This is a genomic window from Hyphomonas sp. (assembly GCF_022844445.1).
Classification (GTDB): domain Bacteria; phylum Pseudomonadota; class Alphaproteobacteria; order Caulobacterales; family Hyphomonadaceae; genus Hyphomonas.
Map to the genome: position 1 here is coordinate 193,236 of NZ_JALHLS010000004.1, position 13,754 is coordinate 206,989.

General features: G+C 64.3%; 15 protein-coding genes and 1 tRNA gene. 6 read left to right on the forward strand and 10 right to left on the reverse strand.

Features of this window, described 5'->3' with window-relative positions; all coding sequences use genetic code 11:
* Window positions 1–3: 3 nt before the first annotated feature.
* Window positions 4–360: a hypothetical protein gene (locus Q0C17_RS06775; RefSeq protein ID WP_291203289.1), complete on the reverse strand. Its 357-nt coding sequence runs from the start codon at window positions 358–360 to the stop codon at window positions 4–6.
* A 140-nt stretch (window positions 361–500) separates the two neighbouring features.
* On the opposite strand from Q0C17_RS06775, the gene Q0C17_RS06780 reads away from it, so the two are divergent.
* The 5 genes from Q0C17_RS06780 (at window position 501) to Q0C17_RS06800 (ending at window position 4,307) form a co-directional block, all read left to right on the forward strand.
* A complete protein-coding gene (locus Q0C17_RS06780) occupies window positions 501–956 on the forward strand; it encodes a MaoC family dehydratase (RefSeq protein WP_291203292.1) in 456 nt (151 codons plus the stop codon).
* Window positions 957–1,000: 44 nt separating this feature from the next.
* The gene (msrB, locus tag Q0C17_RS06785; protein ID WP_291203295.1) at window positions 1,001–1,405 is read left to right on the forward strand and encodes a peptide-methionine (R)-S-oxide reductase MsrB; all 405 of its coding nucleotides are present in this window, start codon (window positions 1,001–1,003) and stop codon (window positions 1,403–1,405) included.
* A 124-nt stretch (window positions 1,406–1,529) separates the two neighbouring features.
* Entirely contained in the window at window positions 1,530–3,695 is a 2,166-nt protein-coding gene (locus Q0C17_RS06790) for a S9 family peptidase (protein WP_291203298.1), read from the forward strand.
* 5 nt (window positions 3,696–3,700) lie between these two features.
* Complete coding sequence (locus Q0C17_RS06795) at window positions 3,701–4,147, forward strand: hypothetical protein (RefSeq protein ID WP_291203300.1); 447 nt, start codon at window positions 3,701–3,703, stop codon at window positions 4,145–4,147.
* A gap of 83 nt (window positions 4,148–4,230) precedes the next feature.
* Window positions 4,231–4,307: transfer RNA gene (locus Q0C17_RS06800), tRNA-Pro, on the forward strand.
* Between the two features lie 20 nt (window positions 4,308–4,327).
* On the opposite strand, the gene Q0C17_RS06805 is transcribed toward Q0C17_RS06800, so the two are convergent.
* From Q0C17_RS06805 to Q0C17_RS06825, 5 genes are all read right to left on the reverse strand, one after another.
* Window positions 4,328–4,789 (reverse strand): MerR family transcriptional regulator, encoded by a 462-nt coding sequence (locus tag Q0C17_RS06805; protein ID WP_291203304.1) that lies wholly within the window; start codon window positions 4,787–4,789, stop codon window positions 4,328–4,330.
* 16 nt (window positions 4,790–4,805) lie between these two features.
* The gene (locus Q0C17_RS06810; RefSeq protein ID WP_291203307.1) at window positions 4,806–5,099 is read right to left on the reverse strand and encodes an integration host factor subunit alpha; all 294 of its coding nucleotides are present in this window, start codon (window positions 5,097–5,099) and stop codon (window positions 4,806–4,808) included.
* 89 nt (window positions 5,100–5,188) lie between these two features.
* The gene (locus tag Q0C17_RS06815; RefSeq protein WP_291203310.1) at window positions 5,189–6,160 is read right to left on the reverse strand and encodes a beta-ketoacyl-ACP synthase III; all 972 of its coding nucleotides are present in this window, start codon (window positions 6,158–6,160) and stop codon (window positions 5,189–5,191) included.
* A 35-nt stretch (window positions 6,161–6,195) separates the two neighbouring features.
* Window positions 6,196–7,248, reverse strand: coding sequence for a phosphate acyltransferase PlsX (gene plsX / locus Q0C17_RS06820; protein ID WP_291203313.1), 1,053 nt, complete (start codon window positions 7,246–7,248; stop codon window positions 6,196–6,198).
* A gap of 77 nt (window positions 7,249–7,325) precedes the next feature.
* Window positions 7,326–7,898, reverse strand: a complete 573-nt coding sequence (locus Q0C17_RS06825; RefSeq protein WP_291203316.1) for a ubiquinol-cytochrome C chaperone family protein — start codon at window positions 7,896–7,898, stop codon at window positions 7,326–7,328.
* 75 nt (window positions 7,899–7,973) lie between these two features.
* On the opposite strand from Q0C17_RS06825, the gene bamE reads away from it, so the two are divergent.
* Window positions 7,974–8,453 (forward strand): outer membrane protein assembly factor BamE, encoded by a 480-nt coding sequence (bamE, locus tag Q0C17_RS06830; RefSeq protein WP_291203319.1) that lies wholly within the window; start codon window positions 7,974–7,976, stop codon window positions 8,451–8,453.
* Window positions 8,454–8,536: 83 nt separating this feature from the next.
* Here the strand turns inward: bamE and Q0C17_RS06835 are convergent, their stop codons facing one another.
* The 4 genes from Q0C17_RS06835 to Q0C17_RS06850 form a co-directional block, all read right to left on the reverse strand.
* Window positions 8,537–10,714 carry a sodium-translocating pyrophosphatase gene (locus tag Q0C17_RS06835; protein WP_291203322.1) on the reverse strand — a complete coding sequence of 726 codons (2,178 nt, stop codon included), beginning with the start codon at window positions 10,712–10,714 and terminating at the stop codon, window positions 8,537–8,539.
* Between the two features lie 118 nt (window positions 10,715–10,832).
* The gene (thiL, locus tag Q0C17_RS06840) at window positions 10,833–11,792 is read right to left on the reverse strand and encodes a thiamine-phosphate kinase (protein ID WP_291203325.1); all 960 of its coding nucleotides are present in this window, start codon (window positions 11,790–11,792) and stop codon (window positions 10,833–10,835) included.
* A 26-nt stretch (window positions 11,793–11,818) separates the two neighbouring features.
* On the reverse strand, window positions 11,819–12,775 hold the full coding sequence (locus Q0C17_RS06845; protein ID WP_291203328.1) for an acetyl-CoA carboxylase carboxyltransferase subunit alpha: 957 nt from the start codon (window positions 12,773–12,775) through the stop codon (window positions 11,819–11,821).
* Between the two features lie 40 nt (window positions 12,776–12,815).
* Window positions 12,816–13,742 (reverse strand): type II secretion system F family protein, encoded by a 927-nt coding sequence (locus tag Q0C17_RS06850; RefSeq protein ID WP_291203331.1) that lies wholly within the window; start codon window positions 13,740–13,742, stop codon window positions 12,816–12,818.
* Between the last annotated feature and the right edge of the window lie 12 nt (window positions 13,743–13,754).

The window sequence follows — 13,754 nt, forward strand, 5'->3', positions numbered from 1 at the left end:
AGGTCAGAGCAGCCAGCTGGCAGGGTTGTCTGCCGGCCGGTTTGCGGCGAGGGCCTGCAGGCCCCGCGCGTTGCGCAGGACGTACCAGATGATGGCGGCCATGATGACCAGGACGCCGACGAGGAAATACGTCAGGATGAGACCGATGCCGACGTAAACCACGCTCTTGGCAAAGATGTGCAGCTGGTTGCGCGTGTGGCTCTCGATCACAGCGTCGCCTTGCCCGCGGTTGAAGTAAGCCATCGCCGCCGCCACGACGTTGAGCCCAGGCACCAGGAGACCTGCAAGCAGACCGGCATAGATCAGCCGCGCATGGCCCGGCGTGCCCTTCCGGAGCGAAAAGAGGGTAGCGAGGGTCATGAGGCGCAGGTCTCCGGCGGAAGCTCTACCTTGAGCCCGCGCGCCCCGCAGTCAAGCGGGCCACAATTGACGCGCCGTTACCCTTGCGGAAGCGCCGGGGCCGCGCCAGAACAGGCAAAACCGCATCAAGGAGGACACCGATGGCCAACCCCCGTAAAATTTCCTACGCAGATCTCGAATCCCTTGCCGGGCAGGAAGTCGGCGTGTCCGACTGGCACACGATCGACCAGGACCGGGTCAACAAGTTTGCTGAGGCAACCGGCGACCATCAGTGGATCCACGTCGATGTGGCGCGCGCGACCAAGGAAATCGGCGGCCCGATCGCCCATGGCTTCCTGACACTGTCGCTGCTGCCGATGCTGGGCGCTGAAGTCCTCCGGGTAGAAGGCACTACGCGCGGCATCAACTACGGCTCTGACAAGGTGCGCTTCACCAACATGGTCCCCGTGGGCTCGAAAGTACGCCTGCGCCAGAAATGCCTGTCGGTTGAATCCAAGGCCGGCGGCAAGACGATGAAGATGGAAGCGACCGTCGAAATCGAGGGCAAGGACCGCCCGGCGCTCGTCGCTGAGTCGATTACCGTTCTCTACGGCTGACCGAACACCTATATTGGGGGCGAACCACTGATGGAGCGCCCCCGATGACCAAGACAAAGATCAACCGCACGGACGCCGAATGGCGTGAGATCCTTGATCCCGAGGCCTACCGGGTCGGCGTGAAGGAAGGCACCGAGCGCGCTTTTACTCCCGGCAACTTCCAGGACGAAAAGCGCGCCGGCGTCTACCATTGCAAGGGTTGTGGCACGCCGCTCTGGTCTTCGGAACACAAGTTCGAGTCCGGCACTGGCTGGCCAAGCTACTGGAAGCCGGTCGATCCGGCCGCCGTGGCTACCAAGACCGACTTCAAGATGGTCTACCCCCGCACCGAATGCCACTGCGCCACCTGCGGCCTGCATCAGGGACATGTGTTCCGCGACGGCCCGCCGCCGACCGGCGAGCGCTGGTGCATCAACGGCGCGGTGCTGGATTTCCGGCCCTCCGAATAAGGGCTGGACAGGCCCCTGCGGCACAGGCCAGTGTCGCGTTTATCGATAAGCGGAGCCTTCAATGCGCCTTGTTGCTCAATTCGCCGGCCTGGTGGCCGCAACCGCCCTGTTCTCGGGATGCACGATGACCAAAGACACTGTGGAACCTGTAACCCTGACCAGCGCCGAGGCGGCCCTGCCCCAGCCACCTGTGGCCGCCCGGGTTGATCATGAAATCACCCAGCTCGGCCGTACGCGGAATGATCCTTACAACTGGCTCAAGGATGACAACTGGCAGGAAGTGATGCGCGATCCGTCGCAGCTGAAGCCGGAAATCCGCGGCTACCTCGAAGCCGAGAACGCCTACACCAAGGTGCGTCTCGAAGACCCGACGACCGCGCTGCGCGACGAACTGTTCAACGAGATGCGCGGCCGCATCAAGGAAGATGACAGCTCCGTGCCAGCCGTCGATGGTGACTGGGCCTATTATACCCGCTTTCGTGAAGGTGGAGAGTATATGGTCTATGCCCGCCGTCCAGCCGCGCAGGCCTTTGACACATCAGCGCCGGAAACAATCCTTCTGGACGGGGACGCGCTCGGCGAAGGCCAGGACTATTTTGCTTTCAATGACATCGAAGTCTCGCCCGACCACAAGTACGTAGCCTACGCGACGGACATCAAAGGCAGCGAATTCTATACCATCCGTGTGAAGAACATCGAGACAGGCGAGCTGACCTCGACCGTCATCGACAACGCCTATGGCTCCTTCGAATGGAGCAGGACAGGCAAGGCGCTCTTCTGGGTCCACCGCGATGCCAACAGCCGCCCGGATGCGGTCTACCAGCGCAATCTCGAGACCGGCGAAGACACGCTGATCTACGAGGAAAAGGATCCCGGCTTCTTTGTGGGCCTGGAAACCAGCGAGAGCGAAGACGTGATCTTCGTCTCGGCCGGCGGTCACACAACCTCGGAAGTCTACTGGTTCCCTGCTGATGAACTAAACCCCACGCTCCGCCTCGTCGCACCGCGCGTGATTGATGAGGAATACTCCGTCACCCATTGGGACGGCGCATTCTACATCGTCACCAATGCCGGAGGCGCCGTGGACTTCAAGATGGTGAAGGCGCCGATGGCGTCTACATCGCGCGAAGCGTGGACCGATGTGATCCCGCACCGCCCAGGAACATTGCTGCTCGGCGTCAGTGCGCAGAAGGACTATCTCGCCATCATGGAGCGCGAGAACGCGCTGCCGCGCATCGTGATCCGTTCGCGCGCTGATGGCAGCTCGCATTCCATCAGCTTCGATGAAGCCGCCTACAGTGTCGGCCTGGAAGGCGGGCACAACTTCGATGTGCCCGTCCTGCGCTTCGACTATGCTTCGCCGACCACGCCGGACCAGGTTTACGACTATGACCTGAATACGCGCGAGAAAGTGCTGCGCAAGACGCGCGAAGTGCCCTCGGGCCACAATCCGGCAGACTATGTCGCCGAACGGATCATGGCGCCGTCATGGGACGGCGCGCTCGTTCCGGTGACGCTGCTGCGCCACAAGGATACGCGAGTGGACGGCACCGCGCCGGTTCTGCTCTACGGTTACGGCTCTTACGGAATCTCGATGCCAGCGGACTTCCGCACCGGCCGCCTCAGCCTCGTGGATCGCGGCTTCATCTACGCAATCGTGCACATGCGCGGCGGCATGGAGAAGGGCTACCAGTGGTACCTGGACGGCAAGCTCGACAAGAAGACCAACACGTTCAAGGACTATATCGCGGCTGGCCAGTACCTGGTCGACAAAGGCTACACGCAGCGCGGCAAGCTGGTCGCGCATGGCGGATCGGCAGGCGGCCTGCTGGTCGGCGCGGCGGTCAACATGGACCCGACACTGTTCGCCGGCGTAATTGCGGCCGTCCCGTTCGTGGACGTACTCAACACGATGTCTGACGAGAGCCTGCCGCTGACACCGCCGGAATGGCCCGAATGGGGCAATCCGCTTACGGACGAAAAGGCCTATGACACGATCCTCGCCTACAGCCCGTATGATCAGGTCACGAAGCTCGACTATCCGGCAATGCTGATCACCGGGGGCGTGACCGATCCGCGCGTCACATATTGGGAGCCGGCAAAGTGGGCGGCGAAGCTGCGCCATGAAGCGCCGGAGGCCGGTCCCTACTTCCTGCGTATCAACATGGATGCAGGCCATGGCGGCGCCTCGGGCCGGTTCGAAGGCCTCAAGGAAGTCGCCACCGAATATGCCTTCGCGCTGGGCGCTGTGGGCAAGACGGACTCGCTTGATCTTGCAAAGGGGAAATAGGGCCGTTGCTCTATTTCCTCGACTGCGAATTCAACGGCTTCGGCGGCGAGCTCATCAGTCTGGCCCTTTCGGGCGAGACGAGTGAACTCTACCTCGTCCGGCCGGAGGCCGAGCTGGACCTTCTTGTGCCCCATCCCTGGGTCGAGGAGCATGTGCTGCCTTTCCTCTCACTGAGCGACGCGCGCCCGGACGTGCAGCCACTGGCGAAGTTCGGGCGCGTCATCCAGGCGTTCCTGGCAGGCGATGCGGCGCCGGAGATCGTCGCCGACTGGCCAGAGGACCTGATGCACCTGATGCAATGCCTGATCATCGGGCCGGGCCAGATGGTGCGGATCCCGGAACTATCGCTGCGCCTTCTGCACGCCTCCGCCTATCCGAGCGAAATCATGGATGCTGTCCAGCACAACGCCCTGTGGGATGCACGGGCGCTGCGCCAGGCGGTTTTGGGGTAGTTTCCGGTTACCGTGAGTTACTGTCTGGACGGGATTATCCCGGTTGCAGCGGGGCAGGCCTTTGCCTATACAGCGCGTTCGGTCGGAGCGTAGCGCAGCCCGGTAGCGCACTAGTCTGGGGGACTAGGGGTCGGAGGTTCGAATCCTCTCGTTCCGACCAAAAAATCCAAAAGCTGGAGTTCAGGCGGCGCGGCGGGCGCGGGCGGCGTCGATGCGGCCCTTGATGTCCGTGAGTTCCCGCAGGGCTTCCTCCAGGCGGGCCTTGCGATCAGGCGGGGCGAACGCGAGGGCGACGCTGGCCTGCAGTTCGCGCGCGGGGCTTGGCACCGGCTCGAGGGCGGCGGAGAGCGTGGCAGTGCCGCCGAGCACGGCCTCGATACCCTGCTCCGCGAGGATCGTTTTCGCGCCCTTCAGCGTCATCCCGCGCTCATGCACGAGGATGCGGATAGCGCGCAGTGCGTCCATGTCCTGCGGCCGGAACAGGCGCCGGCCATCCTCGCGCTTGATCGGGCGGATGTCCCTGGGAAAACGGGTTTCCCAATAGCGCAGCACATGCGTTTCAAGGCCCAGTTCGCTTGCCGCTTCACCAATCGAGCGGAAGGCAGACGAAGACTTCTCGATCCGGGACTTGAGTGCGGTCATGCGGGGGCCTGCGGTGTCAGTCTCGTCCGACGAGGGACTTGAGCATCGGCGACGGACGGAACGTGACGACGCGGCGGGCCGCGATGGGAGCCTCTTCACCGGTCTTGGGGTTGCGTCCCTCTCGGGCGGATTTGGCGCGCACGACGAAGTTGCCGAAGCGGGCGAGCTTCACTTCTTCTTCGTGCTCGAGAGCGGCGCCGATGAGTTCCAGCGTACGGTCAAGAAGGTCTGCGGATTCCTGCCGGGTCACGCCTACTTCGCGGACAATCGCGTCAGTGACTTCAGCACGGGTAACGGTCTCGCTGCTCATTTGCCCATTCGCCTTTCGCAAAAGCCTAAGCCCGGTATCTTAACGAATTCCTAGCGTACGCGTTAGTGAAATCTGGAACAGGCCGACGATCAGAGGCGGAACAGGCTCGCCCCCCATGAGAAACCGCCGCCCATTGCCTCGGAGAGAATGAGGTCGCCGGACTTGGCGCGGCCGGTCCGTACGGCATGGTCGAGCGCGAGCGGAATCGAGGCAGCCGACGTGTTGGCATGCTGGTCGACCGTGATGACAACCTTCTCTTCGGGGATGCTCAGCTTCTTTGCGACGCCGTCGAGAATGCGCTTGTTGGCCTGGTGCGGCACGAACCAGTCGATGTCCGCTGAGGTCAGGCCGGTTTCTGCCAGCACTGCTTCGATCGCGGCGGAAATGTTGGCAACGGCGTGCTTGAACACGCGATTGCCTTCCATCCGGACATGACCGATCGTGCCGGTGGAGCTGACGCCGCCATCAACATAGAGCAGGTCGGACTTGGTGCCGTCGGTGCGGATATGGTGCGTGATCACACCCTCGTCGGCGGCGAACTCGCCTTCGCGTGCTTCCAGCACGACCGCGCCGCCGCCATCGCCGAACAGCACGCAGGTACCCCGGTCCGACCAGTCGATGATGCGTGTAAAGGTCTCCGCGCCGATCACCAGCGCGCGGTTGAACAGGCCTTGCTTCAGCATCGAATCGGCAGTGGCGAGCGCAAACAGGAAGCCTGAGCAGACAGCCTGCACGTCAAACGCGGCGCCGCCGGAGATGCCGAGCTTGGCCTGCACGGCGGTCGCGGTGGCGGGAAAGGTGCGGTCCGGCGTGGTGGTCGCCAGCACGATCAGATCGATCTCCGAAGCGTCTATGCCGGCCGCGGCCAGGGCGCGCCGGGCAGCGGCGGTCGCAATGTCAGAGGTCAACTCACCATCGGCGGCGATGTGGCGCTGGCGGATGCCGGTCCGTTCCTGGATCCATTCGTCGGAGGTCTCGACCATCCCGGCGAGTTCCGCATTCGAGAGCACACGCTCGGGAAGGTAGCTTCCGGTTCCGCGGATGAAACTGCGTCGCGCCATGCTGGCTCTTCCTTTCGACTGGCCGCGCGCTGCCCTCAGGCAGCCACACCACCGGTTCCGATCTTAGCGAGGTTGGCGGCGATTTCGCCCTGGAAATCGCTGGCGGCAAGGTCTGCCGCCATTTCACACGCACGGGCAAAGCCGCGGGCGTCGGCGCTGCCGTGGCTCTTGACCGAGATACCGCCGAGTCCGAGCAGGACGCCGCCATTGACGTTACTTGGGTCCATCAACGACTTCAGCCGCTTGAGCCCGTTCATGGCCAGCACGGCGCCGGCTTTTGACATCAGGCTTTCGGTGAAGGCATCGCGCATATGGCTAGCCAGCATCCGGGCCACGCCCTCGCCGGTCTTCAGCGCCACGTTGCCCGTGAAACCGTCGGTGACAACAACATCGACTGCGCCGGAGGAAATGTCGTCCCCCTCGATGAAGCCGCGATAGTCCAGATCGAGCCCCGCCGCGCGCAGCCATTCGTGAGCCTCGCGCACTTCCTCATGGCCCTTCATTTCTTCAGAGCCGATGTTGAGCAGGCCCACGGTCGGACGCGCGATGCCGAGCGTGGCGCGCGCGAAAGCCTCGCCCATGATGGCGAAGGTGACGAGCTGCTGAGCATCCGCCTCAACATTGGCGCCGACATCCAGGACCACGGTGCGTCCCCGCAGCGTCGGCCAAACGGCCGTCATCGCCGGGCGGTGGACGCCGTCCATCTTGCGCAGGATCAGCATCGAAATCGCCATCAGCGCTCCGGTATTGCCGGCCGAGACCGAAGCGCCTGCCCGCCCCTCGCGGATCGCCTCGACGGCGTTCCACATAGACGTGCCCTTGCCTCGCCGCAGCGCCTGGCTGGGCTTCATGTCGCTGGTGATCTTGTCCGTGACAGCATGGACGATCGTGGCACGTGACTGCAGCACCGGACGGGCGGCCACCAGCGGGGCGAGTTTCACCTCATCGCCATGCAGCAGGGCCCGCATTGCCGGCCGGCTTTCGAGGAAGCTGGCCACGCCGTCGATCACAATGCCCGGGGCATCGTCTCCGCCCATGGCGTCTATCGAAATCGTCTGCGCGGGGTTCATCCGGTCCTGTGCCTGCATGAGTGGCCAGATTCTAGGTATTTTCGCGTGGTTTAAGCGTCGCCGGGAGGCAAGGCAACGGGCCAGATGCGGCAGGTTCAGTGCTGAAAGGCGGGCCCGCCCGCCGCCGCGGCGATCCAGTCGAACCGGCCATGCAGGATTTCTTCATCCGGCTGGCCGGCGAGATGCGCCTGCAGCGCCAGCAGCTGAGCGGCCAGCGCGGCGGCACGGCCAGGCGCCACGGCCCCGTTCCGGCGCAGGATCTCGGCCAACTCGACGGCTTGCCCCGGCCCAGCAGGCGCCGTGAACGCCGTGAACGTCGCCCTGCCGACGCCGGCATGCACCTCAGCCAGCCTGCGCACCTTGCGGGCAATGGAGGCATCCCCGACACCCTTTTCCCGGAACGCAGCATCGAACCCGTCCAGCACAAGGTCATTGAGCCGCGCCGTCACAGGCGCCGAATCCGGCCCCTCGATGCGGCTCAGGCGGACGATGGCGAGGCTGGTAAGGAGGGTGACCATGCCGGCGCGACCGTCGAACGTGTCCGGCACCCCGCCTTCCAGATACCAGAACGGCTCCAGCGCGTGGCGCAAAAGCCGGCGATAGGCCTCACGGGCGGCTTTCCGCCGCGCGCCGCGACGCTGGAACCAGTTGCCCGAAAATGCCGTCAAGGGTGCACTCCCATGCTTGCCAAGCCCGGTTACCTGCCGCTAGTTCGTTGGTCAAAGCCCATCTGGAGTGACTCCATGCGTAAAAGTGCCATCCTGGCGGCCAGCCTGCTCGTGCTGCCCCTGACGGCGTGCCTTACGCCCGCACGCGATTTCCACGGCTATATCCCGGACGAGATCCAGCCATACGACATCAAGCCGGGCGAAGACACCCGCTCGTCGGTCTCGGCCCAACTCGGTTCGCCCTCGACCGAAGGCCTTTTCGACACCAATACCTGGTTCTACATTTCCGACGTGCAGGAGCGCTTCGCGTTCTACAAGCCCAAGGTCGCCGACCGAAGCATCACCGCCATCCGCTTCGGCGAAGATGACAAGGTCGACGAAGTGCTGCGCTACACTGCAGCCGATGGCCAGGTGATCAGCTACTCCGCCCGCGAGACGGCAACCCGCGGCCGCGAACTGGGTCTTTGGGAGCAGATCTTCGGCACCGTCGGCGCCGTGCGCCTGCCGAACACCGACGAGGCAACGCCCGACAATCCGACCGGCCGCCAGCAGTAGGCCTTCCGGTCTCTCCGCCCTGCAGACATGAAAAAGCCCCGGAACCGAAGTTCCGGGGCTTTCGTTTGATCTGTATCCGGACCTTAGTGGCCGGCCAGCACGGCGAGCATCAGCAGCGCCACGATGTTGGTGATCTTGATCATCGGGTTCACGGCCGGGCCGGAGGTGTCCTTGTAGGGGTCACCCACGGTGTCACCGGTCACGGCAGCCTTGTGGGCTTCCGAGCCCTTGCCGCCATGGTGGCCGTCTTCGATGTATTTCTTGGCGTTGTCCCATGCACCGCCGCCCGAGGTCATCGAAATGGCCACGAACAGGCCGGTCACGATCACGCCGAGGAGCATGGCGCCGACGGCTGCAAGGGCTGCGCCGGAACCGGCGATCAGCCAGATGGCGACGAACAGCACGATCGGTGAGAGCACCGGCAGCAGCGACGGAACAATCATTTCCTTGATCGCCGCCTGGGTCAGCAGGTCCACGGCGCGGCCGTAGTCCGGCTTTTCGGTACCCAGCATAATGCCCGGCTTTTCGCGGAACTGGCGGCGGACTTCCTCCACCACCGACTGTGCGGCGCGGCCCACGGCCATCATCGACATACCGCCGAAAAGGAACGGCAGAAGGCCGCCGAACAGCAGGCCGACCACGACGTAGGGGTTGGCAATCGAGAAGTCGACGGTGACATTGTAGAAGAACGAGCCTTCAACGGCGCGGGCCGAGAAGTACTTGAGATCTTCCGCATACGCCGCAAACAGCACGAGCGCGCCGAGACCGGCAGAGCCGATCGCGTAGCCTTTCGTGACAGCCTTGGTGGTGTTGCCAACCGCATCGAGAGCGTCGGTCGTCTTGCGGACTTCCGACGGCAGCTCGGCCATTTCGGCAATGCCGCCGGCATTGTCCGTCACCGGGCCGAAGGCATCAAGCGCCACGATGATACCGGCAAGCGCCAGCATGGTCGTCGTGGCAATCGCGATGCCGTAGAGGCCGGCGAGGTTATAGGTCAGCAGGATGCCGCCGATGATCGTCAGAGCCGGAAGCGCGGTGGCCTCCAGCGAGACGGCGAGGCCCTGGATGACGTTCGTGCCGTGGCCCGACTCGGAGGCTTTCGCCACCGAACGCACCGGGCGGTACTTGGTTTCCGTATAGTAGGCCGTGATCACGACGATCAGCAGGGTGACGAAGAGACCCGCCACGCCGCAGGCAAACAGCTTCCAGCCCGTGATGTCGGCCGCCTGGCCGGTAACCGGATCGATCAGGCCCAGGAGGGCGCCAGCGCCTTCCATCGTGCCGCCGAGACCGCCGGGAAGGACCGTTTCGATGGCAATCGCGAGACCGCCGATCGACAGGACGCCGGTGACGATGAGTGACTTATAGAGCGCGCCCATGACATCGGTGGAGCCTTTCGAGAGGCTGGCGAAGAAGGTGCCGATAATCGAGGTGACGATACACACCGCGCCGATGGCGAGGGGCAGCATCATGATCTCGCCGATATAGGGTGTGGCGGCGAAGTAGATGCCGCCGAGAACCATCGTGGCGACGAGCGTCACCGCATAGGTCTCGAACAGATCGGCTGCCATACCGGCGCAGTCCCCGACGTTGTCGCCGACGTTGTCTGCAATGGTGGCAGGGTTGCGCGGATCATCTTCCGGGATGCCGGCTTCAACCTTGCCGACCATGTCGCCGCCGACGTCCGCACCTTTGGTGAAGATGCCGCCGCCGAGACGGGCGAAGATCGAGATCAGCGAAGCGCCGAAACCGAGCGAGACGAGCGCGTCGATGATCTCACGCTTCTGGTCTTCGTTGCCGAGGGCAAGGCCCAGCGGGCCGGTGAGGAGGCCATAATAGCCAACGATGCCGAGCAGCGCCAGGCCAACCACGAGCATGCCGGTGACGGCGCCCGATTTGAAGGCCATCTGCAGGCCTTCGTTGAGGCCTTTGCGCGAGGCTTCCGTGGTGCGCACGTTGGCGCGGACGGAGACGAGCATGCCGATGAAACCGGCAAGGCCCGAGAGAACGGCGCCGATCAGGAAGCCCAGCGTGGCTTTCCAGCCGAGCAAGAAAAACAGGAGAACCGCGACAGCCGCGCCGACCATTCCGATGGTGCGGTATTGGCGGCTCAGGTAGGCGTTGGCGCCTTCCTGGATAGCCTGAGAAATTTCGATCATCCGCGCGTTGCCCGCGGGAGCCTTCATGATGGAATTGATCTGCCAGTAGCCATAGGCGACCGACAGGAACCCTGCACCGAGTGCAAGCAAGTACCAAGTCATTGGTGAATCCTTCCTTTAACCCCTTATGCCGTTCAGCCCTGCAAATGCAGGGGCTGCGGCGCCTTGTATCGACGGTTCTGCCTGCCAGCCGGCCCCCTGGGGTGCAACCTGCCTCGCTTTAGGGGCGAGTGGCAGACATTCCGATTCTGCCATGCTCGAAGGCGACAGTTTCCGGGAGGTTAACGGGGCCGGTTTCCGATGAAACAAGCAGGCCCGGCTGCGACCGGATTCGCCCGATACGGGAAAGCCGGATGCCCTGCTGCGCGGCCTCCCGCAGCAGCAGCTCCCCCGCTGCCGGGGGGGCCGTGAAGAGAAGCTGGTAGTCATCGCCCCAGATCGACAGGTCGAGGCGTTCAGGCGCTTCTGCGGGCCCGCCGGCGAAGGGCACTGATTCGAAGTCTATCTCGACGCCTGTCCCGGACGCCTCGGCCAGCGAGCGGGCGTCACCGAGCAGGCCATCGGATACATCCATCGCCGCTGTAGCATGCCGGGCAACCAGTCCGGCGGCCGCCAGCGGCGGCAGGTCCGGCACCTGCAGGACCTCTATCCAGGGGCTCGCCTCACCCGCAGCCCGCGCGAGAAAGCCCCGCCGGGCGCCGCCGATCTCGCCCGTCACCCAGAGTTCATCCCCCGCCCCTGCACCGCCGCGCCGCACCGGCCCAGCGCCGAGGCAGCGCCCGGTCAGCGTAAGCGACAGGAACAGGCCAGCCGGGCTGGAGACGGTATCCCCCCCGATCAGCACGGCGCCCCAAGCCGAGAGCTCCTCGCCCAGCGCCGAGGCAAAGGCCGCAAGCTCAGCTTCTGGCCGCCCTTCCGGCCAGCCGAGCGTCAGCAGCGCCTCCGCGGGCTCTGCACCGCTCGCCAGGATATCGGAAACGTTCACGCGCACGAGCTTCCGCGCAAGGCTCGCGATGGGATCACCGGCGAGGAAATGCACGCCTTCAACCATCGCATCCGTGGTGATGACCACCGGACCATTGGCGGCGGCCAGCTGGGCGGTATCGTCCGTCAAACCAGCAGCGCCGGGCGCAGACGCCAGCGGGGCGAAGTATCGCCGGATCCAGTCGCGTTCAGCCATGCCGGCGCACCGGAACCGGAAGGGCCCTACAGCCCCTCACGGCCAATCGCGTAGAACCGGTCACGCCGCTGACGGCGCAGTTCGGCCGGGGTTAGGCCTTCCAGGTCGCGCAGCGCCGCATCAAGCGCCTTTGCCGCCGAGGCCATCGCGCGCTGCGGATCGCGGTGCGCGCCGCCGACTGGCTCTTTCACGATGCCGTCGACGATCTTGTGTTTCAGCAGGTCAGGTCCCGTGATCGCCATCGACTGCGCCGCTTCGCTCGCCTTCGACGAGTCGCGGTAGAGGATCGAGGCGCAGCCTTCCGGAGAGATCACCGAATAGATCGCGTATTCCATCATCAGCACGCGGTTGGCTGCGGCGATGCCAATGGCGCCGCCCGACATGCCTTCGCCGATCACCAGCGTCACGAATGGAACCCCGAGCGAGAGACCGCGCTGCGTACCGCGCGCAATCGCCTCGGCCTGACCGCGCTCTTCGCCGCCCTTGCCGGGATAGGCGCCAGCAGTATCCGGGAACGAGAGGACGGGCATGCTGAACTTCTCGGCGAGGTCCATCAGGCGCACAGCCTTCCGGTAGCCTTCCGGGTGCGCCATGCCGAAATTGTGCTTCAGGCGCTTCTCGGTGGTGCGCCCTTTCTCGTGGCCCATGATGACGACCGAGCGCCCCCGGAACCGGGCGAGCCCGCCGATGATCGCTTCGTCATTGCCGAAGTGCCGGTCGCCGGCGAGTTCCTCAAACTCCTCGAATATCGAGCCGATGAAGTCAGAGAAATGCGGCCGGTCTGGATGGCGCGCCACCTGAGTGATGCGCCAGGCGTCAAGATCGGAATAGATCTGCTTCAGCTGCTTGGCAGACTTGGTCTTCAGTTTGGTCAGCTCGTCAGTGATCGACGGCCCATCCTTGCGCGCAGCAAGGGCTTCCAGCTCGGCGATCTTGGAATCGAGTTCGGCGATCGGTTTTTCAAATTCGAGATAGGTCGGCATGAGCGATCCCTAGCAATCTGCCGGCACTTCGCCTAGCCCGTCATGACGGAAGGGCCCTGCCAAGCATCACGACAGCCGGCAATGTCAGCACCCCCAAAAGGACCGGAAACACGAAGAAAATCAAGGGCAATGTCAGCTTCGCGGGCAAAGCCATGGCCTTTTCCTCGGCATAGAGGATGCGCCGCTGGCGCATGTCTGCCGAGAAAACCCGCAAGGTCTGACCAAGGCTGGTGCCCATTTCCTCAGCCTGGCGCAGCATCGTTGCGAGTGATCCGGCCTCTTCCAGACCCAGCCGGTCGGCGAAGGCTCGCCAGGCCTTCTTGCGTGCACGGCCTGCGCGAAGTTCGAGCGACAGAGTGCGCATGTGACCGGCAATGATCGGGTGGCGCAGCTCAAGTTCCTCACCGACGCGCTGCACCGCGGCGTCGAGGCTGAGGCCAGCTTCGACGCAGGCAACCAGCAGGTCCATCATGTCCGGAAACCCGAGCGAGGCGGCCTGCTTGCGCTGCGCGATGCGCATGTCGAGATATTTCCCCGGCGCGCCGAGCCCCAGCACAACGAGGAGCAGCGACGCCCCGATCGGTGCATATTTCGGCAGGTCGGCAAAGTAAGGCAGCGAAAAGAACAGCGCCACCTGCGGGATCACCACGCAGACGAACCGGGCTGCGAAGTATCGCGACACCGCATTCTTCTGTGTGAAGCCCGCCATGTTCAGCTTCCCGCGCACGGCGTTGACTTCTTCGCCTTCGGTGGGCGCCGCATTGTCGGCAAAACCCAATACTGCCTGCGCAATGACATTGCCACGGCGCGGCTGATCGATGGCATCCGGATTGCGGCGCACCAGGCGGCGGCTGACATCCTCGTCTGCCTTGCGGCTACGCAGGAACGAGATGATGCCCGGGATCGCGGCAAGCATCGCGAGAAAGAACAGCAGCGCCGGAATGGCGGGCTCCGAGAGGAAGGTCATGCTCATCGCCCC